Annotated in this window: 24 protein-coding genes; 16 read left to right on the top strand and 8 right to left on the bottom strand. The window is 51.7% G+C overall.

What is annotated here, in order from left to right; translation table 11 throughout:
- Positions 1 to 33: 33 nt before the first annotated feature.
- Positions 34 to 1,104, top strand: coding sequence for an SDR family NAD(P)-dependent oxidoreductase (locus GK091_RS23125; protein WP_164042472.1), 1,071 nt, complete (start codon positions 34 to 36; stop codon positions 1,102 to 1,104).
- A 112-nt stretch (positions 1,105 to 1,216) separates the two neighbouring features.
- Here the strand turns inward: GK091_RS23125 and GK091_RS23120 are convergent, their stop codons facing one another.
- Positions 1,217 to 1,774, bottom strand: coding sequence for a DUF4136 domain-containing protein (locus GK091_RS23120; RefSeq protein ID WP_246202362.1), 558 nt, complete (start codon positions 1,772 to 1,774; stop codon positions 1,217 to 1,219).
- A gap of 192 nt (positions 1,775 to 1,966) precedes the next feature.
- Here GK091_RS23120 and GK091_RS23115 point away from each other — a divergent pair, with 192 nt between their 5' ends.
- On the top strand, positions 1,967 to 3,040 hold the full coding sequence (locus tag GK091_RS23115; protein WP_164042470.1) for an SDR family NAD(P)-dependent oxidoreductase: 1,074 nt from the start codon (positions 1,967 to 1,969) through the stop codon (positions 3,038 to 3,040).
- Positions 3,041 to 3,112: 72 nt separating this feature from the next.
- Positions 3,113 to 4,060, top strand: coding sequence for a TspO/MBR family protein (locus GK091_RS23110; protein WP_164042468.1), 948 nt, complete (start codon positions 3,113 to 3,115; stop codon positions 4,058 to 4,060).
- 186 nt (positions 4,061 to 4,246) lie between these two features.
- Here the strand turns inward: GK091_RS23110 and GK091_RS23105 are convergent, their stop codons facing one another.
- The 3 genes from GK091_RS23105 to GK091_RS23095 form a co-directional block, all read right to left on the bottom strand.
- Positions 4,247 to 4,642, bottom strand: coding sequence for a type II toxin-antitoxin system VapC family toxin (locus GK091_RS23105; RefSeq protein ID WP_164042466.1), 396 nt, complete (start codon positions 4,640 to 4,642; stop codon positions 4,247 to 4,249).
- Complete coding sequence (locus tag GK091_RS23100; RefSeq protein ID WP_164042464.1) at positions 4,642 to 4,845, bottom strand: DUF2281 domain-containing protein; 204 nt, start codon at positions 4,843 to 4,845, stop codon at positions 4,642 to 4,644. Before GK091_RS23100 ends, GK091_RS23105 begins: the two co-directional genes overlap by 1 nt.
- Positions 4,846 to 4,948: 103 nt before the next feature.
- Positions 4,949 to 5,191, bottom strand: coding sequence for a hypothetical protein (locus GK091_RS23095; RefSeq protein ID WP_164042462.1), 243 nt, complete (start codon positions 5,189 to 5,191; stop codon positions 4,949 to 4,951).
- 309 nt (positions 5,192 to 5,500) lie between these two features.
- Between GK091_RS23095 and clpB the strand changes: the two genes are divergently transcribed.
- The 3 genes from clpB (at position 5,501) to GK091_RS23080 (ending at position 8,880) form a co-directional block, all read left to right on the top strand.
- Positions 5,501 to 8,131: an ATP-dependent chaperone ClpB gene (gene clpB / locus GK091_RS23090; protein WP_164042459.1), complete on the top strand. Its 2,631-nt coding sequence runs from the start codon at positions 5,501 to 5,503 to the stop codon at positions 8,129 to 8,131.
- A 105-nt stretch (positions 8,132 to 8,236) separates the two neighbouring features.
- Positions 8,237 to 8,464 carry a hypothetical protein gene (locus GK091_RS23085; RefSeq protein WP_164042457.1) on the top strand — a complete coding sequence of 76 codons (228 nt, stop codon included), beginning with the start codon at positions 8,237 to 8,239 and terminating at the stop codon, positions 8,462 to 8,464.
- On the top strand, positions 8,461 to 8,880 hold the full coding sequence (locus GK091_RS23080; protein ID WP_164042455.1) for a putative toxin-antitoxin system toxin component, PIN family: 420 nt from the start codon (positions 8,461 to 8,463) through the stop codon (positions 8,878 to 8,880). The genes GK091_RS23085 and GK091_RS23080 overlap by 4 nt, the downstream gene beginning before the upstream one ends.
- 49 nt (positions 8,881 to 8,929) lie before the next feature.
- Here GK091_RS23080 and GK091_RS23075 read toward each other — a convergent pair whose 3' ends face one another.
- Complete coding sequence (locus GK091_RS23075; RefSeq protein ID WP_164042453.1) at positions 8,930 to 9,868, bottom strand: 2-hydroxyacid dehydrogenase; 939 nt, start codon at positions 9,866 to 9,868, stop codon at positions 8,930 to 8,932.
- A 135-nt stretch (positions 9,869 to 10,003) separates the two neighbouring features.
- Here GK091_RS23075 and pdxA point away from each other — a divergent pair, with 135 nt between their 5' ends.
- From pdxA to GK091_RS23025, 10 genes are all read left to right on the top strand, one after another.
- Complete coding sequence (pdxA, locus tag GK091_RS23070) at positions 10,004 to 11,851, top strand: 4-hydroxythreonine-4-phosphate dehydrogenase PdxA (RefSeq protein WP_170312768.1); 1,848 nt, start codon at positions 10,004 to 10,006, stop codon at positions 11,849 to 11,851.
- A 69-nt stretch (positions 11,852 to 11,920) separates the two neighbouring features.
- On the top strand, positions 11,921 to 12,808 hold the full coding sequence (locus GK091_RS23065) for a YicC/YloC family endoribonuclease (RefSeq protein ID WP_164042451.1): 888 nt from the start codon (positions 11,921 to 11,923) through the stop codon (positions 12,806 to 12,808).
- Between the two features lie 205 nt (positions 12,809 to 13,013).
- Positions 13,014 to 13,790 (top strand): LytR/AlgR family response regulator transcription factor, encoded by a 777-nt coding sequence (locus tag GK091_RS23060; RefSeq protein WP_164042448.1) that lies wholly within the window; start codon positions 13,014 to 13,016, stop codon positions 13,788 to 13,790.
- Complete coding sequence (locus GK091_RS23055; protein ID WP_164042445.1) at positions 13,787 to 14,962, top strand: sensor histidine kinase; 1,176 nt, start codon at positions 13,787 to 13,789, stop codon at positions 14,960 to 14,962. Before GK091_RS23060 ends, GK091_RS23055 begins: the two co-directional genes overlap by 4 nt.
- Positions 14,963 to 14,973: 11 nt before the next feature.
- The gene (locus GK091_RS23050) at positions 14,974 to 16,125 is read left to right on the top strand and encodes a sensor histidine kinase (RefSeq protein WP_164042443.1); all 1,152 of its coding nucleotides are present in this window, start codon (positions 14,974 to 14,976) and stop codon (positions 16,123 to 16,125) included.
- Between the two features lie 181 nt (positions 16,126 to 16,306).
- On the top strand, positions 16,307 to 16,444 hold the full coding sequence (locus GK091_RS23045; protein WP_164042440.1) for a hypothetical protein: 138 nt from the start codon (positions 16,307 to 16,309) through the stop codon (positions 16,442 to 16,444).
- On the top strand, positions 16,444 to 16,812 hold the full coding sequence (locus GK091_RS23040) for a hypothetical protein (protein ID WP_164042438.1): 369 nt from the start codon (positions 16,444 to 16,446) through the stop codon (positions 16,810 to 16,812). Before GK091_RS23045 ends, GK091_RS23040 begins: the two co-directional genes overlap by 1 nt.
- A 96-nt stretch (positions 16,813 to 16,908) precedes the next feature.
- Positions 16,909 to 20,019 (top strand): lantibiotic dehydratase, encoded by a 3,111-nt coding sequence (locus GK091_RS23035; RefSeq protein ID WP_164042437.1) that lies wholly within the window; start codon positions 16,909 to 16,911, stop codon positions 20,017 to 20,019.
- 92 nt (positions 20,020 to 20,111) lie between these two features.
- Positions 20,112 to 20,294 carry a hypothetical protein gene (locus tag GK091_RS23030; protein WP_164042435.1) on the top strand — a complete coding sequence of 61 codons (183 nt, stop codon included), beginning with the start codon at positions 20,112 to 20,114 and terminating at the stop codon, positions 20,292 to 20,294.
- A 489-nt stretch (positions 20,295 to 20,783) separates the two neighbouring features.
- Positions 20,784 to 21,788 (top strand): Gfo/Idh/MocA family protein, encoded by a 1,005-nt coding sequence (locus GK091_RS23025; RefSeq protein WP_164042432.1) that lies wholly within the window; start codon positions 20,784 to 20,786, stop codon positions 21,786 to 21,788.
- Positions 21,789 to 21,803: 15 nt separating this feature from the next.
- Here GK091_RS23025 and GK091_RS23020 read toward each other — a convergent pair whose 3' ends face one another.
- From GK091_RS23020 to GK091_RS23010, 3 genes are read right to left on the bottom strand one after another with little or no spacing between them, the layout of a single operon-like run.
- Positions 21,804 to 22,838 carry an NADP-dependent oxidoreductase gene (locus tag GK091_RS23020; protein WP_164042430.1) on the bottom strand — a complete coding sequence of 345 codons (1,035 nt, stop codon included), beginning with the start codon at positions 22,836 to 22,838 and terminating at the stop codon, positions 21,804 to 21,806.
- A gap of 15 nt (positions 22,839 to 22,853) precedes the next feature.
- Positions 22,854 to 25,067: a TonB-dependent receptor gene (locus GK091_RS23015; RefSeq protein ID WP_164042429.1), complete on the bottom strand. Its 2,214-nt coding sequence runs from the start codon at positions 25,065 to 25,067 to the stop codon at positions 22,854 to 22,856.
- Positions 25,068 to 25,072: 5 nt separating this feature from the next.
- Positions 25,073 to 26,293: an arginase family protein gene (locus GK091_RS23010; protein ID WP_164042428.1), complete on the bottom strand. Its 1,221-nt coding sequence runs from the start codon at positions 26,291 to 26,293 to the stop codon at positions 25,073 to 25,075.
- Positions 26,294 to 26,302 lie beyond the last annotated feature (9 nt).

Raw genomic sequence — 26,302 nt, 5'->3', positions numbered from 1 at the left:
GTAAACGAAACCTAATCAATTTACTCAACGGGTATGACAACCGAAGTAGGAAAAACAGCGCTCATTACGGGCGCATCAAGTGGCATAGGCCGGGAACTGGCGACCCTGTTCGCTAAGGACGGGTATAATCTGGTACTGGTTGCCCGTAGCGAAGACAAGCTACAGGATCTGGCCGACAAGTTTAAGCAGCAGTTCGGCACCTCGTCAGTAACGGTTATTGAAAAAGACCTGTCCAATCCGGCGGCTCCTCAGGAGATCTATGACGAAGTGAGTCGGCAAAATATAACCGTCAACACCCTTGTCAACAACGCGGGTTTTGGCGAGTATGGCAAATTCGCGACCGAAACGGATCTGCAAAAAGAACTGAACGTTATCCAGGTCAATCTGACCGCGCTGGTTCATCTGACGAAGCTGTTCCTGAACGATATGGTGCAGCGCAACGAGGGCAAAATCCTGATGCTTGGTTCCATTGCCTCCATCATGCCTAACCCACTCATGGCGGTTTACGGGGCAACCAAGTCGTTTATCTATTCATTTTCGGAAGCGCTACGCAACGAAATAAACGACACCGACATCACGATCACCGTCCTGATGCCACCCGCCACTGATACGGATTTCTTTAACAAAGCCGGTGCGTCAAACACGGTTGCTCAGGAAACGGCGCGTTCCATGGACCCGGCTGACGTAGCGAAGGAAGGTTACGAAGCACTGCTAAAAGGCAAAGACAAAGTAATTGCTGGTTTCTCGACGAAGATGCAGGCTGCGGCTTTCCGCGTCCTGCCCGACTCAGTGGTAAGTCAGGCGGCTCGGTCGCAGATGAAGAGCGTGGCCGAAGCGGAATCGGAGAAGAAATCATCGGCACTGGCCATCGGTATCGGCATCGCGGCTGTTGCCCTGGCGGGTATTGTGATTGCCTCGAAATACAAAAACCACAACGGCTGGACTGAAGGGGTAAAACTGGGCAACGTGATTGATCGGGCACGCTATCGGTATAAAGCCGGACAGGCTGTCGATTCAGCGAAAGACGCCGTTAAATCCGTCGCTGATTCGGTAAGCAGTACAGTTGCTGGTGCCAAATCGAAAGTAGAAAGAGCAATAGCTTAACCGAATTGGCCGATTACGAATGGCCCACAGAGGCACAACGAATACCGAGATTTACCGTAGTTTAAACCTCTGTGCTCGTTGTGCCTCTGTGGGCCATTCCGCGTAATTTTAGTTAGGAACGCTTTCCGGGAAATTTAGCAAAAACGTTACGGATAGCTTCCCCAATCTGTACGGGCGTCACCTGCTTGCGGTTAACCACACTCGACACCGCTACATCCCAGATGAGCGCATCGCGCTGGGCATCAACGATATGCAAGCTGACCGTTCCTTGCTGATAGGTACCAACCGGCACTTCCTGGCTGCGCCACTGATACCGCCGTTGCCCGGTATAGAGGGGTGCTTCGTTGATCGTTGTTTGGCGCGTTTGTGTTTTTTCGCTTATCACCGCGCCAATGTTGACCAGCAAATCAGGATTGTCCTTCGTTGGCTGGTAACCGCGATTGGCTAATTCGGCAGCTACAGCTCGTTTTATTTCCTCAACCGTCGCCTGATAAGCGTCGCGGGGCGTAGGGTCGATGCGATTGGTATCGACGAAGGCAAACGTTCGGTATGCCGACCAGGTTGCTGACTGATCGGTTTGATTCCGGATGATCCGATACGGCGAACAGCCCGCGAACAACAGACCCATCAGCATAAGAGCCACTACATACGTCTTCATACTAGTCTTCATGGTAGTTGGTTGAGCGTGAAACAGACGCCCTTCTTCACAACGATCCTGCGATGAATGGCTCCCGAAACCTCGTCAAAAAAGTTAGAAAAACTACTAGTTCGAGTTGTTTCCCGCCATCGATAAACACCGGAGAATCAAAACAACTTTCAGCCACCGTAGTTCACTAGGTTACTCACTAACCAGTCGAACGTTATGAATTCAGTAACAGGAAAAACCGCTCTGATCACCGGAGCTTCTAGTGGAATCGGTCAGGAACTTGCCAAACTTTTCGCGCAGGATGGGTATAATTTGGTATTAGTTGGTCGTAGCGACGATACGCTGGATCGTCTGGCGGAAGTCTTCAAAGGTAATTACGGTACGCAGCAGGTAACCGTCATCAAAAAGAACCTGTCAGAAGAAGATGCCGCTCAGGACGTCTACAATCAGGTTAAAGCCAAAGATATAACGGTCAATGTATTGGTCAATGATGCGGGTGTAGGACTCTACGGTCTATTCGCGACCGATACCGATTGGGAACGTGAAAAAGCCATGATTCACCTCAACGTGCTGGCCCTGACCCAAATGACCAAACTGTTTCTGTACGACATGCTGGCTCGTAATGAAGGGAAAATCCTGAATCTGGCTTCTTTATTGTCCATCACGCCTTCTCCGCTGATGGCGGTTTACGCCGGAACGAAAGCGTACGTGTACAACTTCACGCAGTCACTGGTCAACGAGTTGAAAGATACGAATGTGACCATCACCGCGCTGTTGCCAAACGCGACCGACACCGACTTTTTCAACAAAGCGGGCGCACAGAACGCCAAAGTGACTGACGAAGTACAAGACCCCGTTATGGTCGCGAAAGACGGTTATGAGGCATTGATGGCCGGCAAACCGAAAATTGTTCCAGGCGGACTGAAGAATAAATCATACGAGGTGCTTGCTTATGTAGCGCCACAGGAAGCGCTGGCTTCGCTTATGCACAGCAAAATGTTACCGAAGCCGGAACCGGATGCAGACAACGATATGTCACCCAAGCTAGCCTGGGGAATCGGTTTCGGCATTGCGGTACTGGCGGGTGTTGCGCTGACCGTGGCCTATAACAACACCAGTGTCTACGACAAAGCCCGCTACCGGTATAAAGCAAAGTCAGCAGGCAATGCCATTTCTGACGCACTATCGTCTGTATTGGACACGGTTGCCGATGTCTATCAGAATGCAAAATCAAAAGCCGAAGAGCTTGCTCCCAAAGCGAAAAAAGCAGAAGAGGAACTAGTCGCCTGATCTCATTGATTGGGTGCGCCGAAGTCTTCACTGGAAGCGATGTCGGCACACCCTCCCAATCCTAGATTTGTCATGAAAAACTCATCATTTTGGCGTATTGCGACAACCGTGTTCGCTGTCGGTAGTATTCTTTACACAACGCTTTCGAGCAGTCAGTCCCGCCAGCAGAGCCGCCAGCGTCAGCAGGAAGACCCGGACGATTCAGATCACGAGTATGACGTTCCGGTCGAATATCAACACGTTTTCGAAAAGAACCTGATCGTTCCGGCTGGCTGGGCGTTTGGCGTCGTCTGGTCAACGATTTACACCGGACTGGGCGCTCTGTTGGTTCATCAGGCATTGCCGTCACAGGTGTTTAATCCGCGTTACCAGAAGGCGCTTCCGTGGTGGTGGACAAGCCTGACCTGCAATGCCATTTTTGGTCGTTTCTTTTCGCAGAACGATCCACAGAGCATTGTCATCTCCGACCTGACGACCAAGTTCAATTTACCGGCGGCACTGGCTTTACATCAGAGTCTGGAAATCGGCAAAACCGACGTACCCACACCCGAAAAATACCTTCGGATTCCAGTCAGTCTTTACGCGGGTTGGCTAACGGCAGCAACCGTTGTTGGTACGCCCAACACGCTGCTCACGCTCGGCTGGTGGGAGCGCGACGAGGAACGTGACGAGCCCGTTGCCGCCGGTATTCTGGGCGCTACAGCCGGAGCTGGCTATCTGATCGCCCGACAACTCAACGACCCATGGTATATGGTTCCGTTCGTAGCGGCTTTCGGTGGTATTGCGAACCGGCAGTGGAACAAACCAGTTGTTGGCTGGACAGCTGCAAGTCTGGCAGCCGTTTATGTAGGTCTATTGGCCTACTGGCTCCCCAGAGGCAAGTTTAAGGAGTACGACAAAATCATCGTTCACGACGCGGAGGCCGAGGTAATTACCGAAGGCATCGAAACGTCAGAGCCGCATCAGGCCGAGATCGTTCGCGAACGGATGAAGCCCATAGAGGCCGAAGGATTAGATTAAGTCCGTTCAGACAACACAAAAGCCGCTCTTCACAGGGCGGCTTTTGTGTTGTAATGGCTATCATTCAGCTTAACTAGCCTGGCGAGCCTACCTCTTTGTCCTAATTTCGTCCAAACAACTCTATCTTAGCTAATTCATACGTGAGGGCTGTAGCCAGGCAGACGCTATAGGTGGTAAGTACTGCGTTTACCACAGTATGTCAACCAAATCGTTGTAAAGTGGGAAATTATGGTCCGCAGAAACAACAGTCAAGCCTTCAGCCAATGCTATTGCCAGCATCATTCGATCGAAAGGATCGCGGTGATTGTCAAAAAGTAGTATTTGCTGGTAAGCCGCTACGTGATGACGTTGCAATGGTAACCACTGAAAGCCAGATGCCAACGATTCGGTAATGATATCATCCAATGGTCGCTTAGAGCCTATATCCCGACCAATACGAAGTTTGATCGCTAACTCGTAGAAACTTATAGGACTAACAAAGACCGCATCGGCCGACAGCATGGCGTCCTGCGCCTTCGATGTAATTTTGTTTCCGTCTTCAAGTGACCGAATGATTGCCTGCGTATCCAGTAAGATTTGCATTACATATAATCATTCAAATCATCAATTGGATCGTTGAAGGTATCTGTCATCCAGAAATTATCTTTCATACGGCCAAACTGAATTACTGGCTTGGCGACTTCATCCAGAATTGTCACGATCACGCGAGCTTTGCGTGTTACGGGAGGTTGCTCGTCCAGCGTAATCTGGCCGTCTTCGTAGGTGCCTCTGATGGATGTAAGCATTATATACGGTCGCGTTATTTCTGACAAAAAAAATGAATCAGTTGGTATTAAAATTAACTCTTACGCACTACCTACAAACGGGTTGCTGACTTACTACCGGCCGTTAGCGCATCATTGCCCTCATGAAGTAATTTCTAAGCGCATAAAGCTGAGTAGAGTCTATCTCAAAATAAATGGCTAAACCCTCACGAAAGCCAAAGTCATACAGATCGTTCCCATCGTCGTATTTTATGGCAACAGCGATATGTCCATTTGCGCTAATCGTCTTGAGTTGCATTAAAAATTGCTCATCAAAAAATGATGGTAGCTGAGCGAACCCCGTTCTCGTCGCATCCAGATTTTCCAATTGACTTACAAAAACTGTTATGTTCCTTATCGTCAAACCATACACGTTTACTGAAGATGTGTACTTTCTTCGTACAAATTTCTATATCAAAGTTGTAAGACGGCAACCAGTTTTCGTCATCTGTCTGAGTAACAAATACAAACTGCTGATTGTACTCGTCTGATATCTTGAATGAATGCATACTATGAGACAATATGGCGCAATTAATGCTATAAATTAGCAAACTCCCGCCAAAATGACCGAAAAACTACTGCGGCCTGTGTTTTGTTAACGTATAGTCATACAGTAATAACCTAATCCTTCACTGTCATGGACTTTAAGAATTACACCGTAAAAGCACAGGAAGTTGTCCAGAAGGCATCTGAAATTGCCCTCGGCAACGGCCAGCAAGGAATCGAGACGGGTCACCTGCTCCAGGCGATCCTGTCGGAAGATGAGAACGTTATCGGATTCATCACCAAAAAACTTGGCGTCAACATACAGAATACCACTGCCGCGTTACAGGCCATTCTGACTACCTACCCAAAGGTTTCGGGAGGCAACGGAAGCGTTTACCTGAGTAACGACACCACCACAGCTTTAGCCAAGGCCAGTAACTACACGAAAGAATTCGGCGATGAATTTGTAAGCGTCGAGTTGATGTTGCTGGGCCTTATGGCGGGCAAAGACCAAATTGCAACCCTACTGAAGGATGCTGGTTTCGGCGAAAAACAAACGAAAGCAGCAATCAACGAACTTAGAAAAGGAAATTCGGTGAAAGACCAAAACGCAGAAGCAAAATATCAATCGTTAGAACGGTATAGCGTCAACCTCAACGAACGGGCACGGTCGGGCAAAATTGACCCGGTTATTGGTCGCGACGAAGAAATTCGGCGGGTACTACAAATCCTGAGCCGTCGGACCAAAAACAACCCGATTCTGCTCGGTGAACCCGGTGTTGGTAAAACGGCTATCATTGAGGGACTTGCCCAACGCATCGTGTCGGGCGACGTGCCTGAGAACCTGAAAACCAAGACCATTATCTCGCTCGATATGGGGCTGCTCATTGCCGGTGCTAAATACAAAGGCGAGTTCGAGGAGCGGCTGAAAGCAGTTATTAAAGAAGTGACCGACTCCGACGGACAGATCATTCTGTTCATCGATGAGATTCATACACTCGTGGGTGCCGGGGGTGGTGGCGAAGGGGCAATGGATGCAGCCAACCTGCTCAAGCCAGCGCTGTCGCGTGGTGAACTCCATACCATCGGTGCCACTACGCTGAAAGAGTATCAGAAATACATTGAGAAAGACAAAGCCCTCGAACGGCGTTTCCAGGCCGTAGTTGTGGATGAACCGGACATGGCCGATGCCATTTCGATTCTGCGCGGTATCAAAGGAAAATACGAGCTGCACCACGGTGTCCGGATCAAAGACGATGCGGTCATTGCCGCCGTTGAGCTATCAACGCGCTACATCACTGACCGTTTTCTACCCGACAAAGCCATTGACCTTATGGATGAGGCAGCGGCTAAACTACGGCTGGAAATGGACTCGGTTCCCGAAGAACTCGACGAACTAAACAGGCGGATTATGCAGCTGGAAATTGAGCGGGAAGCGATTCGGCGGGAAAACGATAAAGAAAAAGAAACCCTGTTGAACAGGCAGATTGCCGACCTGAGCGAGCAACGGAACAGCCTGCAAGCCAAGTGGGAAAACGAGAAAGCGTCGGTCAATGAAGGGCGCACGCTAAAAGAACAGCTTGATCAACTTCGTTTTGAAGCCGAACAGGCCGAACGCGCGGGTGACTACGGTAAAGTTGCCGAAATTCGTTACGGTCGGATTCCGGAACTCGAAACAAAACTCAATACGCTGGATAAAGACGATGCGGATAACAACGCGTCGGAGCGGATGATGCAGGAAGAAGTGACCTCAGAAGACATCGCCGAAGTGGTTGCCAAATGGACGGGCATACCAGTGTCGAAGATGCTGCAAAGTGATCGCGAGAAGCTGCTTAACCTGGAGAAAGTACTCGGCAAACGCGTAGCCGGACAACACGAAGCGATTGAAGTTGTTGCGGACGCCGTACGTCGGAGCCGGGCCGGTATGCAGGATCCCAAACGGCCTATCGGTTCGTTTATCTTCCTTGGTACGACGGGCGTTGGTAAAACAGAAGTTGCCCGGACGCTGGCCGAATACCTGTTCAATGATGAGAACGCCATGGTGCGGATCGATATGTCGGAATACCAGGAGCGCCACGCAGTAAGCCGGTTGATCGGTGCCCCTCCGGGCTACGTTGGTTACGACGAAGGTGGTCAGCTGACCGAAGCCGTACGTCGGAAGCCCTATTCGGTGGTTTTGCTTGACGAGATCGAAAAAGCGCACCCTGATGTCTGGAACATCCTCTTGCAGGTACTTGATGAAGGTCGTCTGACCGATAATAAAGGACGCGTGGCCAACTTCAAGAACACGATCATTATCATGACTTCGAACATCGGTAGCCACCTGATTCAGGAGAAGTTTGCCGACGATGAAGGCTGGAATCATTCGCTGGTTCTGGAAGAAGCGAAGTCGGCGGTGATGGAGTTGCTGCGGCAAACGATCCGGCCCGAATTCCTGAACCGGATTGACGAAATTGTGATGTTCGAGCCGCTGACGCAGGCTAACATCCGCAAAATCGTGGATATTCAGTTCAATGAGATCAAGAAACGCCTGGCCGAAAATGGCATTCAGCTCGACGCTACGGAAGAAGCGCTTACCAAAATCGGTGAAGAAGGTTTCGATCCGCAGTTTGGTGCCCGTCCGCTGAAACGCGTGTTGCAACGTCGCGTTCTCAACGAACTGTCCAAAGCGATTCTCGCCAGCACGGTCAAAAAAGAGTCCGTGGTCTTAATGGAGCTTAACCAGGATGGTGAGATTGCCTTCACCAACCTCGATGCGGAGATCGATCGTGCCCGGTTGTAATCGATAACTAAATCCGAAAGCCCGGCCCCTGCAAAGTGGCCGGGCTTTTTTATTGGATCATTGTTAGAATAAAATTGTTATATTCACTTAACAAAACTGTATAGTATGCCTGCTGCTAAACTGACTAATGTTCAACTAGAGCTTCTTAAAACGTTTTCGTATACGTTGCCAGACGAGCAATTGGTCGAAATTCGACAACTACTGGCCCAGTATTTCTTGACTAAGGTTGACACTGAGATGGATCAACTTTGGCAAGAAAATGAATGGAATGCAAACACAATTGAAGAGTGGGCTAAAGGGCACGAGCGCACTCCCTATCAACCGCAGAAATGAGGGTTATCATTGATACGAATGTCTTGCTGGCAGCACTTCCTAAAGTATCACGGTTCAGGACTATTATTACAGCACTAGTTCTAGGGAAGTTTGAACTGGCTGTCAGCACAGCTATTTTGCTTGAATACCAGGAAATCCTGTCTCGTAAAACAAATGAGATTGTTGCTACTAACTTCCTGGAGTTTCTAACAAAACTACCTGGTGTAATTCGCGTTGACACTCCGTTTATCTGGAACATTATTGAAGCTGACCCGGACGATAACAAATTTGTTGATGCGGGTCTGATGGCGGGTGCCGACTACATTATTACGTATGACAGCCACTTCAACGTTGTGAAATCACAGCCATTTCCAGCAATTGGCGTATTAACTCCGGATGATTTTTTATTTCTATTGTCTACTCCGAAAGATCAATAATTGATACGCCGTGTCTCCAAGATACGGCGTATCAATTATTGATTAAACACTACAAATCAATCAACTGACGGACTAGCACTTCATTGATTCGGACGTAACTTTCGTGGGTCCAGCCCGCAATGTGGGGTGTCAGCACTACACGATCCGACTGACGCAGGTAATCGAACGACGCTTGCTGATCGGGAGTTAGTTTCGCCAGCTTTTCGTTTTCGAGCACATCGAGACATGCGCCCCGCACGTTACCATTTTCCAGGCCGCGAACCAGCGCCGATAGCGACGTAATTTCACCCCGCGCCACATTGACCAGATAAAACGGTTTGGCAAATCGACCGATAAATTCATCGTTGACCATCATCCGGGTATCATCCGTTAAGGGAACGTGCAGACTCAACACATCGGCTTCGGCAATGATCTGATCCAACGTGGCTTCTTCAGCGAAGGCATCGCCATAATCGGTCAGGTATTTGTCGTAGGCCATCACCCGGCATCCGAAACCACTCAGCCGACGGGCCGTTGCACTTCCGTTGTTACCATAGCCAATCAGTCCAACCGTCAGGCTGCCGAGCTCATAACCGCGATTTCCTTCACGATCCCAAATACCCTGTCGTACTTCCCGGTCCGCTTTCAGAATGTTGGCCAGCAGGCCAAGCAGCATCCCGACCATATGCTCGGCTACAGCGTCCCGGTTGCCCGTACCGGCATGAAACACGCGAATATGCCGGCGTTCGGCTTCCTCAAGGTCAATTAAATCCAAACCAGCACCGGCCCGACCAATAAATTGCAGCGCAGGAGCCTTACTAAAAACCTCGTTATCGACGGTTGTTTTACTGCGAATAATAAGCCCGTCGAACGTAGCTAACTGGTCAAGCAGCCCTTCCCGCGTGATTTTTGGTTGGTAATCATAACTAAAGCCCGCTTCGTCGAGCATGGCAAAGAGCGACGGGTGCATTTCGTCGGCAATGAGAATAGAACGCTGATTCTGGGACATCCGTGGGGTTTTCGTAACTTGCGACCATTAAAGACATTGGACGCTACATCGTAGATAGCGGAGGAACAAAGTCCAGTATCTAAAATAGAGTATCCAACGTCCATTCAAACTAGTTGGCGAAACTAATAAAAGTAGATGGAACAACGCCAATCCGACGATCCAAACGAAATTCGTACGCCCCAGCCAGCCAGTCCCGACACGGGCAATCAGCCAGCCGATAGCCAGCCAGCGAATGCGAAGCCAGCAACCGATCAGCGGGAAACGCCACAGCGTCCCACTCAACGGGAGGGTAATCAACGTAATCAGCACCAGCGGGATAACCGCCAGCAAAACAACCGTCCGGGCGGACAACGGGACGACAATCAGAAAAATAACCGGCAGGACAGGGATGCAGGAACGCCCAATCGCGAACAACGGGATGCGGGTACGTCTGACCGGGCACCACGAGAAGCGGGTACGACCGACCGGCCCCAGCAGGAACGAGCACCACGGGACGTGAGTCCGACCGACCGGCCTCAGCAGGAGCGGGCACCACGAGATGCGAATGCCCCTGAACGCGCTTCTCAGGAACGGGGGCAGCGGGATGGCACTACGCCTGATCGAGCACAACAGGAACGGGGGCAACGGCAGGATCGTGACCGTACACCACGGGATACGAACGCACCCGAACGAGGAACCCAGGAACGGGGTCAGCAGGAACGCGGACAACGGGACGCAAACCGGCAGGAACGCCAGCCCCGCGACGGCAGCCAGAATCAACGAAGCGATTCCCGCCCAACGGATCGGGATCGTAGTACGGGGAACCGCGAGCGCAGTGCGTCCGAACCCCGCAACGCAGGCAACCGGGACCGCCAGCCCTCCGACAATGGGGACTTTATAGATGACGATGCTGATTCGCAGGATCGTAGCCTCCGTGAAACCGGAACCGACATCCGCGACGAACGGTTGGTTATCGGGATCAGCCTCGGCGACTACAACGGAATAGGTCCCGAAGTGATCCTTAAAGCCCTGCAATATAATCGGTTACAGAAAATTTGCACACCCGTCATCTACGGATCTATGCGCGTGCTAAACCGTTATCGTAATCTACTGAACCTGAAAGACTGGAACCTGAACGGAGCCCCAACGATCGGGCAAATCAGCCACAAAATGACCAACGTCATTACGTGCTGGCCCGATCAGAATCAGGATATTCAGCCGGGCCAGGTAACGGCCGATGCCGGGCAGGCAGCGCTGGCCTGTTTGCAACGCGCGGTCGACGATCTAAAAGAAGGGAAGCTGGATGCCCTCGTTACGGCACCGATCAATAAATACAACATCCAGTCGGACGAGTTCAAGTTTCCGGGTCATACCGAATACCTGGCGCAGGAATTCGGTGTTGACGATAACCTGATGTTTCTGGTCAGCGAACGCTTACGAGTAGGCGTTGTCACGGGTCATGTGCCGCTTGGCCGGGTTCGGCAGAACGTAACGAAGGAGCGGATTTCGCAAAAGTTATCGCTGATGATGGCGTCACTCCGACAGGATTTTGGCATCGAAAAACCGAAAATTGCCGTACTGGGGCTGAATCCACATGCGGGCGAAGAGGGTTTGCTAGGCAACGAAGAACAGGATATTATCAAACCGGTCATTGCCGAATGGCGCAACAAAGGGCAGATGGTGTTTGGCCCCTACCCTGCCGACGGTTTCTTCGGTACTCGGGGTTATCTGAAGTTCGACGCGGTGCTGGCTATGTATCACGATCAGGGATTGATTCCATTCAAAGCCATTGCGTTTGAGGATGGGGTCAACTTCACGGCGGGAATGCCTGCCGTCAGAACATCACCCGACCACGGCACGGCGTATGACATTGCCGGTAAGAATCTGGCGGATGAAACGTCGATGCTACAGGCGATTTATACGGCTATCGATGTGGCCCGACAGCGTAAGGAATTTGCAGATCTGGAAGAAAATTCACTTAGCAATCAATCCGTCGAGAAATAAATAATACCGGGTTTCGTCGTGGCCGCGCAACGACGAAACCCGGTATTACAACCTATAAACCCTTTTCAAATGCTCAAATCCATGACTGGCTTCGGCAACGCAACGGTAGAAGCTGGTAGTCTATCGGTAACGGCTGAAGTAAAAACCCTCAACTCTAAATTCTTAGATATTTATTGCCGGATTCCCCGGCAGTTTTCGGATAAGGAAATTGAATTGCGTGCGCTATTGACGCAACAGTTGGAGCGCGGCAAGGTCGAATTATCGCTGAATCTGACCCGTACCAATGCCATACGGCCCGGCGTAACCATCAACCGACCGCTGGTGGGTGCTTACGTCAGCGATTTGAAAGAGACCGCGAACGGTATGCTGATGAGCATTCCCGATAGCGACGTTCTTCAACTGGCCCTGCAACAGCCCAACGCCTACCTGACGGAATCGAACGATACCACCGCTGACTCATCCGACTGGGAAACTGTGCTATCAGCCGTAAAAGAGGCTATTCGGCGGTGTGACGAATTCCGTCGGCAGGACGGGGCCGTGCTGGAAAGCAAATTTCAGCAGTACATCCAGATCATTACCGATCGGTTGGCGGACATTGAACTACAGGACGTCAGACGGATTCCTGCCGTGCGGGACCGGATGCGAAACTCTGTTAAAGAACTGCTGGACAGCGAGACGTTCGACCACAACCGCTTTGAACAGGAGCTCGTTTACTACGTCGAGAAATTCGATATATCCGAAGAAAAAGTTCGGCTCAGCAATCACCTCGACTATTTTCTGGAAGTGCTTGCAACAGAAGAAGCGAATGGTAAAAAACTGAATTTCATCTCGCAGGAAATTGGACGTGAGATCAATACGATTGGTTCCAAAGCCAATGACGCGGCCATTCAGCGCTTCGTTGTGCAGATGAAAGACGAACTGGAGAAAATTAAGGAACAAACGATGAACGTTATCTAGAAAGTGGTTTGCCAACTCTTCATCAACGGCCGGATTGGGTTGGGGTAACGAAGCGGCAAACCACTTTTTATAGGTGCATAATTCCGGGTACTCCGTACGCTGAAACGGCTGACTGAGCGTCCATTTACGATTTACAGGACTGGCGGTTAGCGCATCTTTTTTTTTATACAATTAAGGATTACCTTGCTATCTGTCCACTGATTCTATGGCATTAACCCTCAAATGCTTTATTATTGATGATGAACAACCAGCACGGGCCGTGCTGGAAAAGTTCATTCAGCGCGTTCCGTTTCTTGAGTTGGTTGGTCAAAGTTATAATGCCGTTGAAGCACTCTGGGAAATCCAACAGGTGCAACCCGATCTGATTCTGCTGGATGTAGAAATGCCCGAAATGTCGGGTATCGAGTTCTTGCGGACGCTCAGTTCACCCCGACCGCAGGTCATTATGGTCACGGCGTCTCCGCAATATGCCGTGGAAGGCTTTGAACTTGAGGTGCTTGATTACCTGCTGAAACCCGTTGCGTTCGACCGTTTTCTGCGGGCCATCAATAAAGCCGTTTCGAAGTTACAGCCGTCAGCAGCCCCAATCGTTAGCCTGCCTCCACTTACGCCACCACCGACCGGACGCGCTGCCGAACTACCCGCTAGCCCAAACGCGCCCGCCAATTTCTTTCTTGTTAAGGAAGACAAAAAGCTGATTAAGGTTTTGCCGGAAGAAATTGTGTTTGTGGAAGCGATGAAGGATTACCTGACGATTTATTTGCCGACGCGCACGATTGTTACGCACATGACCATGACAAAAATCGAGGAGATGCTGCCGTCGGCCGATTTTCTGCGGGTCAACCGATCCTACATCGTTCGAAAGGGAGCAATCCGGGAAATTGACGGAAATCTGATCACAACGACCGATGGGAAACGCGTACCGATTGGTGTTACCTACCGGGAATCTGTATGGAAGGCCATGAAAGAAAATCTTATGTGAGTCCCTCTCAATCGGGTATACTCAATCGATTTGTTGCCGCCTTTATTCGCCATCGTCGCCTGGTCCGCAGCGTTGGCCGGGTTCTGATTATCAGCTCAATCATTGCGGTTGCACTGAGCATGGCCACGTTATCGGTCGGTAACGACTGGCCGGTGTTTACGGTGTTCAGTCTTACGCTATTGACCCAGCATCTGCTCATTTACTACCTGATGGGCTACTGGCTGTTGCCGCGTCTATTGTACAAACGTCGGCTGGGGTGGCTCCTGCTCTGGATCATGCTGGGTATTTGGATCGTATACGTGATCAACCGGACAATGATCGTTACCGTTGATCCGACCTATCCGCAGTCGATCCGCTACATCACGCAAATTCGCTCGCTACTTGAGGGGAAAGGTTGGTTCGGCCCGTTTCTATCCTTACGGGTCTTCCTCTGGAATTTTATTTTCAGCGTTTTTTCCCCCTTTATTTTTCTGACGCTCAAAGTCATTAAGGATACGGCTGTTCTGCGCCAGCAGCAATTTCAGCTCCAGCGAAACCGCCTGTTGCTCGATCAGGCCAATACTATTCTGAAGCAGGATTTCCTGAAAGCGCAGGTCAGTCCGCACTTCCTTTTCAATACACTCAACAGCATTTATTCACACGTCGTCAGCGTTGACGAGGGAGCGGCTGACATGGTTCTGCGCCTGGCCGAACTGATGCGGTACAACCTGGATATGACCAGCGCCACGCAGGTGCTCCTCCAGGAAGAGATCGCCTACCTGCAAAGCTATATTGTTCTTGAACAGGCCCGGCATGGTGATCGTCTTTTCGTGGACGTCGACGTAAGCGAAACGCTAACCGATTACATGATTGCCCCCCTACTGCTAGGAGCCTACGTCGAAAATGCGTTCAAACACGGAATCCGATCGGGTGCCGAGGGTTCCTATGTGCTCGTCAGCGTAGCGATGGAGGCCGATACGCTTCTGTTTGCGGTCGAAAACAGCATTAGTCACGGACCAACGGTCACAGTAGCCCGCAAATCGGGTGGGGTCGGCTTGCTGAATGTGCGAAAGCGGCTAGCATTGCTGTACGCCGGGCGGCATAGCGTCGAACAGGACATTACGGATCAGTACTACCGCGTTACGCTACGGATCGATCTGACCCGAGCTGGCGCAATCGATGCCCTGACCTAACCAAACCAGTAATGAGCGCAGCCAATTTTCTTTCCATAATACGCCGAACAGCCCGTCGCGGATTAGTTTGGTTGTTCATGATCAGCCTGGTTGTCATTGCCGACGGAATCTACGTAAAACCCGCAGAACAGGCTTATTTCTGGCTTATTTCTTTTTTCACCGCCGGTCTAACGATCCTGACGTATGAATTATACGCCCACTGGCTGTTTCCCCGCTACCTGTTCCACGGTCGGCTGATCTGGTTTTCGGGTCTATCAATTTTTGTGTTTTCGGTGATTTTTGGGCTCATGTACAGCTTTTATCCGCTTATTCAACAAACGGCCCGTATACCCGAACAGGTCCTGACGATTGTGACCTATCCTCGGCTCAACCAGTGGTACACGGTTCACCAAGCCGGGATAGTTGGCTGGTTGCACACACCTAAAACGGTAGCCATCGTTCTGGGAACGCCTTATTTTCTGGCAAGCCCCTTTCTGTTTATTCAGCTCGTTCGGTATTACCTGACCCAACGGCAGCACAGCCAGCAGACGGAACTGGCCAATCTGCAAATCAGTAATGAGAACAAATTGCTCGAACTAGACCTGCTCAAAGCGCAGCTCAACCCGCATTTTCTGTTTAACTCCCTGAACAGCATTTATGTGCGGGTGATCGATGTGAACGAACAGGCTGCCGATCTGGTGTTGCGGCTGGCGGAGCTGATGCGCTATAATCTGTACGAAGCCGACGCACCGGTTGTCGCGCTGGAACAGGAGCTGGATTATATCGAAAATTACCTCCAGTTAGAGCACGCCCGACAAGGCCAGCGCGTCGAAATCCTGTTCAGCAACGAGGTTGTCGCCAGCGGCCTGGTAATTACGCCCATGATCCTGCTGACATTTGTTGAGAACGCCTTTAAATACAGCATTGGTGGCACCCAGCAGAACGCGTATGTCTGGGTCGAAGCGCATCTCGACCAAGCTGACACGCTTGTATTTACGGTGCAGAACAGCCTGACCAGCGCCCACAATCGATACGTGGCCGATCGCACACTGGCGGGTATTGACCTGCCTAATGTGCGGCAGCGGCTGGCACTGCTTTACAAGAACGCGCACCGGATCGAAACGGAACAATCGGAAGAAAGCTATTCGGTTTCGCTCTTTATACAGCTTGCTTCAGCAGCGTAGTATCGGTGCCCATTTTCATTCGTCTATAAAAATCGCGCATTCATCGAAGCCAGGCGCAGCATAGGTCTAAATTAGTTGAATCGACCCTTTACGGCCGACTATCTTTGATTCGTCAACCAGCAGATAACACCGAAAATCAACTTAGTCCCGTACGTTTCTTAAACCCTAACTCTTTTTTCCCATGCAAGCTCCAGCCCAAGTCAACCGCCTGTCCGTTAAAGTACAACGTGTCGTCAATCTGAATGCAGTCAGTGCAAGCACATCGTCAACCAAATCCGGTATCATCTGCGAGTGGTTCACCATTGATTTAGGTCGCTAATGAACAATTCCATTCGCTGCTCACTGGTCAATTACGACGGGGGTAGCCAGGCGCTTCTTCAACAGTATATTCGTCGGGCTGGGTGTCAGGAATCGACACTGCCAACCAGCCCGACGCTATATGCGGAGGATGCAAATCCCGCAATGAGTTCCGATCTGATCTTTCTACACCTGTCTTCTCCGGAAGAGTCGGTGCAGAAAGATCTGGCTACTCAATTGCGGCATCATCAGGGCGTTGTGATCACATCGCCGTTTCCAAAACAACAATTTCAGGACCTGTTTACGGAGCCGTTTGCTTTTTTGACCGAGCCGTTTTCCTACGCTCAGTTCAATAAATGTCTACTGACTTACTGCCAGACTCCTATTTAGTGCCAACTAGTTTATTTTTTCATTAATAATGTGTGCTTTTACTGAACTGGTAAACAAGAATTAAATAAATTGGAGGGTTACACCGACCTTCTGATTATGATACAACCTTTAGACTTCTTTGTCATTCGGCGTCCGGTGTTTCCGGTCGACTCGTTACATTCACTCTACCAGTTGCTCAGGAGTAATCCGAATGCGTTACCCGACATCCTTCGAACCTGGTTTAGCGCCCCGCTCCAACAACAGGCTTTAGAAACAGCCTCTCCCCAATTAGTAGCCCGGGTACAGCGGTGGCTGGCGGGCGAAACGCTCTCTGACGAAGCAAAACTTATCAATACCCTACACAAGTATTTAATCAGAATGACCACCCGCAGTACGCCCTATGGCTTATTTGCCGGGTGTGCCCTCGGTACAATCGGCGACACGACCCTGCTTCAGGCTGGATCGCCCGAAACCATCGCTCCCCACGTTCGCCTGGACATCGATTATCTTCAGTCCGTTAAAGACTGGTTGCTGGCCAAGCCCGACCTACGGCGGCAGTTACGAGTCTCGACCAATTCGACGCTTTATCAAGCCGGTAATTTTTTTCGATTTATCGAACAGCAGCTGGAAACAACCGGCCGAACCTATTTTATCAGTGCGGTTGGTGCCGACGATTTGCTGACCGACCTGTTTGTGTTTGCGCAACAAGGGGTGACGACTGACGAGCTCATCGCATTTCTGCACAGCAGCTACCAGGTTACACCCGACGATGCCGCCCATTACGTAAGTGAACTGATTGATAGTCAACTTCTTGTTTTTGAACTGGAACCGTCCCTTACCGGCGACGCGTACCTGACAACGATGCAGAAACGCTTGGCTGACCTTAACGAATCTCCTTCGGTCTGCTATAGCCAGCAGGTTATTGACGATATAAACCAACTATTGGCGACCCGACCGTTACAAGTGCCAGCCCTGTCGGATTATCTGGCGGAGCAGGGAATCGCCAAACCCGGCAACGATTTGGTCCAGATCGACACCGCGTTCCCGAACGACCAGTATCAATTGAGCGAACGCTGGCTCAAAAATCTACAACGGCAACTAAATGTCTTAATGGTGCTGAATCAGCCCTTCCGCAGCAACGACCTCGACGATTTTCAGCATCGGTTTTATACCCGTTACGAAGAAGAGGAAGTTCCGCTGGCGCTGGCACTGGATCACGAAATGGGCATTGGTTACGGCAGCAATTCAGCATTGGGCGTAGGCAGCGCCCCCATGATCGATAGTTTGTCCCTGCCCGGCGCCGTTGTTCATCAGGCTGCTTCCCTAACCGACTGGCAGTCGTTTGTGTTGAATCGGTACACAGAAGCCCTTCGCTATGGACAGGGCGAAATTGTACTGACCGACGCGGATCTACGCCACGTTGGCGACCAGTCAAATAAGCACTTGAAGCTACCTACAAGCTGCTACGCTTTCGGGACCGTGTTGGCTTCTTCCGCTCAGACGATGGATGCTGACGATTACCTATTTGTGTTATCGGGGTTCAAAGGCCCGTCGGCGGTTAATCTGATGAGCCGGTTTGGTGAGTCAGACCCGGTGCTGGCCGAGCGGATAAAAGCCTGTGCGCGGCAGGACGAAGAAAGCCATCCCGACGTCATTCTGGCCGAAATTGTTCATTTCCCCGAATCCAGGGCGGGCAACATTCTGGTTCGTCCCACACTCCACCGCTACGAAATTCCGTATTTGGGCCGGGCATCGGTAGCGCCTGACTTTCAGATTCCGCTATCGGACCTTTATTTATCGGTTCGTAACGACCGGCTCATTCTCCGCTCGAAACGGCTCAACAAACGAGTTATTCCCCGGCTGTCCAATGCGCATAATTTTCAGGGGGGCTTGCCCGTCTATCAGTTTTTGTGTAACCTTCAATACCAGGACGCGTACCTTGATTTACGCTGGAACTGGGGGCTACTGGCTCAACAGGTTTACCTGCCCAGAGTACGCTATAACAACATCGTCGTCAGCCGGGCCACGTGGCAGATCACAGCCAAGCAGTTCGACCTCAATGACCTGTCCCGCCTTCGCGACCAACTGAACGAAGCTGGTTTACCCCACGAATTTCTGCTGGTTCACGGCGATAATGAGCTGCGTATCGATACCAGCATCGATGCGGCCGTTCACTTACTGGTGCATGAACTGCGCCGGACCAATACGGTGCGACTGGTCGAGTGTTTGCAAACGCCGGACCGCTGCCCCGTCCGTGGACCCGGCGAACAGGCGTTTACGCATGAACTGATTCTTCCCTTCCGGAATCCGTCGGCCTTACCGTATGCGCCGATCGACACCGATACCAGTGATATTCCCCAGCGCCGGTTTTCGGTCGGGAGTGAGTGGCTGTATCTTAAAATTTACGCGGGCGAAAAAGCGTCGGATAGTTTGCTGGTGGATGCCCTGTATCCGGCCATCAAGGAATTGGTCGATCAGAAAATCGTGCAGAAATTCTTTTTCATCCGCTACAAAGATCAAGACCCCCACCTGCGCCTGCGATTCCACGGAAATCCATTCATTGAGTTTTATCATTACGTGATCCGGCGCATCGAGCGGGCATTACAGCCGTACGTACAGAGTGGTGTCGTCCATAAGATTCAGACCGATACCTACCAGCGGGAACTGGAACGTTACGGGATAAAGACAATGACGACCTGCGAAGATTTCTTCCATCACGACAGCCTAAGTACCCTACAGTTCATGAGCCAGACGGGCGACAGTTTCGACGAAAATCTGCGTTTTGCCTTTGCTGCGCACAAAGTCGATCGGCTGCTGAAGGGAATGAACATGCCCACGAACGACTGCCACACGCTTCTCAATCGCTTAAGGGAGCGTTTCTTCGTCGAGTTTAATGGTGATGCCACCCTTCGCCAGCAACTGAATGAACGCTACCGATCCTATAAACCGCTTCTTGAGCAGGCACTGAGCCGCCCGTTTCCGTTGGCAAACGGCATGGAGCACTGGGTCGAACAACAACAACCCTTCTTGAATGAACTGGACCAGCCCGGTCAATGTAATCCGTCGATTCAGTCGCTGGCCGCGAGTCTGATCCATATGACAGTCAACCGGTTATTTCCCTCTAAACAGCGGGCTTATGAACTGGTTCTTTACCATTGCCTGGCCAAATATTACGACTCGCAGCGGGCAAGGCAACGAACCGAAGCCGGGCAGTTGACCGACACCTAAACTATTCGCCCAGCGAATGACTTAGTCACTGGATTTATTGAAAACAGGGGCCAAAGCCGCGACATTTGACTATACCAAAACCCCTGATAGTCATGAAGACGATAGCCCTGAACAAAAAAGCGAGTATGGCAGCCCTGTCCGACGATCTTTTCTTCGATGAGAACGACGGCGATTTCGACGACAACTGGATCGTTTCGGCGAACGATATTTTTGGCGTGTTCGACCCACTCACTGACGAAACGGACCTGACCACCTATTATGAACAAGCCGCATGACAGTCCATGAACCGATGGTATCAAGCTCCTCACTTACCGGTTGAGGAGCTTTTTTTTGCCAGTCGATTTTGATTAACAAATAACCTGTACTACTCAGGCAAATACGGCTGAAAAGCGGCTCCCCCATTTGCGCACGTACCAATAGTCTACCAACGAGCAGCTTCGTTTCAAGTAGGGGCAAACAGTCCGGAAACGCCTTCACTTTGCCGCGATTACCCTTTATGCGCTGAAATCCCGCCTGCACGACCAGAGACTGGTTGACGAGGTTGTATCAATCACCTACCCGGCCTTGCTGGACCGGGGCAAACGCTTCTTTTCGGATAGCGTTAACGCGCGAACTTGCTTTTATCAGCACGAAGACCGCACCAACGAGCGTGCTGCTCAACATATATTAGCCTGCAAATCTAAGGCCTGAGTAATCTTGGTTTGTTACCAACCGTTAGATTTGAGCCGTGTCACGCTTCCTGTAAGCAAACGGACAAGAATGTTATGGCATACAATTTTTCAACACCCATCCGGTGGGGAATCATCGGGGTTGGTGACGTGTGTGAAGTGAAAAGTGGGCCTGCTTTTCAGAACGTGGCGGGTTCGGAACTGGTATCCGTTATGCGACGATCCGGCGAACTGGCCCGCGATTTCGCGCAACGGCATGGCGTGCCCAACTGGTCTGACAACGCGGACGACCTGCTCAACGATCCCGAAATTAATGCCATCTACATTGCCACACCGCCCAAAAGTCACGCCGAATACGCGATCAAAGTGGCTAAGGCCGGTAAGATCGTCTACGTCGAGAAGCCAATGGCACGGACCCACGCTGAATGCCTGTCGATGATCGATGCCTGCGCTGTCGCTCGGGTGCCACTCTTCGTAGCCTACTACCGACGGGCGTTACCCAATTTCCTAAAGATAAAGGAACTGTTGGACAGCAAAACCATTGGCGATGTCCGCTTTGTCGATGTGTGCGTTCGAAAGCCGATCCGTCCCGATATTGTCGGGCAATCAGACAATCTGACCAACTGGCGAACCGATCCTGAAACGGCGGGCGGGGGCTATTTCTATGATCTGGCCTGTCATCAACTGGACATCCTCGATTTTCTATTCGGACCAATCAGTAAGGCGCAGGGATTCTCCAAAAATCAGGGTGGCGCTTACCCCGCCAACGACATTGTACTGGGCAATTTCGTCTTCGACAATGGCGTGCTGGGCACCGGCACCTGGTGTTTTACGGCCAATACGGCTAGTGAAAACGAAGTGACAACCATCGTAGGCAGTAAGGGGCAGATCACCTTTCCCTTTTTTGGCGATCATTCCGTTACGCTCCAACTCGAAGGACAACCGAGCCAGCGCCTGACGTTCGACATACCGGTCAATATTCAGCAACCCTTTATCCAGACGATTATCGACGAATTGACTGGCGTAGGCTCCTGCCCAAGCCACGGGGAGTCGGCGGCACGAACCAATTGGGTCATGGAACAGCTGTGCCAGCCCGTTTAGTCGGATACGTTAGTCTTAATCCGCGACAATACCTAATACCAGTTTGCCCGTATTATGGCCGCCAAAAAGCTGGCCCAGCAGCGTGACGAATGTATCGACCCGCCCCGACACCAGATGAACATCAGGTCGGATTGTACCCTCCCGAATCCATTGGGCGAGTTCGGCACGAGCGTCGGCAAACTCGTCGTAGTAGTCGATACCGACGAACCCATCCATGCGAGCGCGGGTCGAGATGAGGGTCAGGTAGTTGGCAGGACCGCGCATGAACTGCATATTATTGTACTGCGATAAGGCCCCCGAAAGAACCACCCGGCCACCCCGCGCCATGTGCGGTAAAGCACCGTTGAGCACATCTCCGCCCACATTGTCGAAAAAAACGTGGACACCATCCGGGCAAAGAGCGGCCAGTTCGTCACGCCAGGTGGGCGACTTGTAGGACAGGCAGGCATCAAATCCGAATTCACGGGTTACCAGCTGGCATTTTTCGGGCGTACTGGTTATGCCGATCACGCGACAACCCTGCCGTTTGGCAATTTGCCCGGCCAGGCTACCTACCCCACCGGCAGCGGCTGAAATTAATACGGTCTCTCCGGCCTGGATCTGCCCGACCCGCAGCAAGCCGAAGTAAGCGGTCATGCCTGGCAGTCCCAGAGCCCCGAGATAGGTCGGCAGGGGGGCTACGGTTGGATCGACTCGGTACGGTTTGTTCCCGTAATCGGGCTTTGTCAAATGCTCTTCGGTCAGCAGTGCGTATTCCTGAATGCCGAGATTCGTGTACAGGTGGTCGCCGGGCTGGTAGTCCGGATGGCGTGATTCGACCACGATTCCGGTTCCTAGGGCTCGCATCACAGCACCGACCGGCACCGGATTGATGTACGATTTGCCGCCCGCCATCCAACTCCGCATGGCCGGATCAATTGAAACGTAGCGGTTCTGAACCCGTATTTCGTTGATACCAAGCGATTGAAAAGGTTGCGCTTCGACCAGGAAATCAGTGGCTTTGGGTAGCCCGAGCGGTCGGTTGATGAGTCGAACTTGTGTGTTTTGCATAGTTGTAGACCGGTTCTAGTTCTGCAAAAGATCGTTAAGGGTTTTACTACGCTTGTCGATACCCCAGTTTATGAAAAGCCCCAGGTAATAAAAGCGTCTGGCCAGTGGTGTGACCGCTTCCCGCGCACTGGCTGAACTGTATTGATAACCAAACACTTGCTGACTGCCCAATAAGTTGTTGGCCGAAAAGGCAAAGGTCGTATTGGCTTTGCCGAAGTGCGACAGATAAGCAATCGTCGCGCCCACGTTATGATAGGCTGGTGTTCGGTCCGTCATGAACCGATCGTTCGGCTGATTCGGGTTGTAATAAGGGCGACCGGACGCAAACGTATAGGTCAGCCCGACGTTGAGCGGTACAGACGGAATCAGCACATTGACTACCGTAGCGAGTGTATGGCGGGCGGCAAAACTCGGCTGAGCCAGCACCGGATAGTTGAGGTACTGCCGTTTCGTATCCAGATACGAGTAGGAAACCCAATAGTTGACGTTCGGCAGGCGATTTTCTTCTTTCCAGAGTACTTCCAAGCCACGAGCGTACCCCGTGCCCGTTGAGTTGGTGTCGGGGGTGGTGCGCAAAAGCTGGTTATACGTTTTCTGATACAGTTCGACCCGTAACAGTTGATTCGTTCGAACCATCTGGTAACCGGCAATGTAGTGGGTAGCTTTCTGGAAGCGCAGTGACGCGCGGTTTGCGTTGCCGATCAGGTAGTCGTAGGTGGGCTGTTGGTAAAACTGCCCATAGCTAAGCGTCAGTTTATGCGCCTTCGCAGGGGCATAGGTCAGACTCATACGCGGAGCAAGCGCAAACCGGCTAATGGCCGATGTTCCCTCGGCCCGCAGACCCAGGCGGGCACTCACAGTGCGGCTCAACGACACGTTACTTTCGGCGAAAACGGCTCCGTACTGCTCGGTCAACTGTTGATTGGGGGCAAAAAAACCCTGCCGCGCGAGTTGTAACGTCGTGCTGGTCAGCACATGGTCCATACCCAAATACAGATCGGAACCTTTCCCGATTGACCGCCGGAACACGACGCGGCTGTTATACACCTGCTGCTCGACCTGCCGCGACCGGAGCAGGGCCGTTTGTCCCTCAAGCTGCGGCAGCGAATCGATCGATGATGTGTTATTCGACAAACTGGCTCCGAATCCGGCATTCATGGTCCATTGTTTACCGGCACTGCCTGCGTAGGAAACGCTCACAAATCCATTGCTACTCACCAGCCCGAACTGCGCGGTTCGACCAGCGGTCGGCTGGGAAAATGCCACATTGTTTCGGCCCACCGTACCCATTATTTTCAGTACGCCCTTGTCGCCCGCCCGGTATTTCAGATGGAACAGCCCATCGAGGTATTCGGGGCCGGAAGAAAACGAGCGACGCTGCGGCACCAGCCGGTAATACGGGCTCATGTTGGTATACGTGATCGACCCACCCGCCGACAGCTTTTCGGGCCGAATGACCCGGTTCATTTCGAGCATGGCACCCGTTGTGCTGATATTGCCGCCAATCGTCGAGCGGGTAGCAACGTCGTTGGTTTCCAGGATCAGCGCGGACGACAAAGCCTGTCCATACAGGGCCGAATACCCACCACTGCTGAAGAAATTACCGGAAAATAATTCGGGCGCAAATCGCCCCCGCTGCGATACATCGGGACTACCGTTGTAAAAGAAGTTGTTCGCCAGCAGCCCATCGACGTATACTTTCGTTTCGTCGCTGGTACCTCCCCGCACGAAAAGTCCCGTTGCATCCGTCGTGGCCTGTACGCCGGGCATCGTCCGGATACCATTGGCAATATCGGCATTACTACCACCCATCGCCCTGACCTCTAGTGCTTTCAGGCTAGGCAAACCACCCCGACCCAGAAAATCCGTTTTACGGGTTTTTACCGTCACATCGTCCAGGTTGATCGCTTCTTCGGTCAGGACAAACTTCAGCGTTACCTGTTTCGTCGTATCACCGATGGTGACCTTGAGCGGCTGGGGCGAATATCCCAGCATCTGGGCAACCACCTGAACGATGCCCCGCCCGTCGGTCGTGAACGAAAACGAGCCGTTGGCATCGGTGGTGGCACCAGCATACGAATTCAGTACACCGATATTGGCATTTTCGAGCGGCTTCATCTGAGCGTTGAACACCTTACCCCGCACGATGACCTGCCCCCAGGCCGGACTAACCCAGGCTATGCCCGCGAGCAAAAGTGTCAGAGCGAACGTATGTAGTTGTGTTTTCATAGTCTTTACGAAATGGTCAAGTAGCTCATCAGGCGCAGTAAAATTTCCATGGCCACCTGCGTGGTCAGATCAGTTGGATCAAAAGCGGGATTCGCTTCAACGATGTCGAACCCCACGATTTTCCGACCGGGCAGTAACTGATCAAAAAGCTGTTTCACTTCGGCCAGCGAAAAACCTCCGGCAACGGGCGTGGCCGTTCCTGGTAGCACGGTTGGGTCCAGTACATCCACATCGAAGGTGACGTAATACGGAACGTCGTCGGGGAGGTCGAAGCGGTACCCCTGCCGTAGTTGCTCGCTCACCTGATGACACCAGCGAATGTGCTGTTTGGGGCGGGCCTTCGCTCCGGCATTGGCGAATCCTCGTATCCCGAACTGATACACTTCCTGAACGTTGTCCAGCTCCAGACACTTCGTCATGAAGTTGCCGTAATGATGGACTTTTCCCCAGTGGTTCACATGGTCGTAGCGCGACCCGTAGGTGTCGGTGTGCGCATCGAAATGGATGACGTGTAAATTGGGATACTGCTCGGCGGCAGCTTTGATGAGCGGATAACTGATCGAGTGATCGCCACCAATGAACGCGGGAATCTTACCGGCATCGAAGAGCTGACTGGCCACCTGGTGCATCTTCGCATAGATGAAAGCGGTTGATTCATTGGCGCTGATAAACAGATTGCCATAATCGACCAGCTTCCCCCCCCGAAAAAGTGGTTGCAGCCGTGTTGCCGTCAGCCGATCGAACAGCAAAAAATCAGCGCCTTTCAGCAGAAGGTTATTGTTCTGGCTGAACTCACGGATGTGGAACGGAAACTCCGCGCCCCCCATCGACTTGCCGTTTCCTTTCCCGAACGGAATCCCGACAATCACCACTTCAGCCCGGTCATGGTAAGCATCGACCCCAAAGATGCGGTTCTTTACGGCAATCACATCGGTTGTGAACCGCTCCCACCCTTCCTCGCTAAGATCGAGTAACAGACCGTTTTTTTGTAGGTAGGTCAACGCCTGGTCGACCTGATCAGCACCGAGATCCATATCGACCAGCAGACCATCAATCGTAGCCGGTTTCTTGAAGAAGTCGAGGATCGAGATGATGACCGGACTCACTTCGTAGCTTTTTCCGCTGATGATGTTAAAAATGGTGCCTTTGCCGGTTTGCGCCGACAGGCTGATGTCGAGATAGGGCGACCGTTGTAGCAGACTCGGTACGGAAACGTCGGTTATCATAACTGCGGG

Source organism: Spirosoma agri (assembly GCF_010747415.1).
Lineage (GTDB): Bacteria > Bacteroidota > Bacteroidia > Cytophagales > Spirosomataceae > Spirosoma > Spirosoma agri.
Note: the sequence above shows the minus strand (reverse complement) of the source record. Positions and strands in the feature narration are given on the sequence as shown.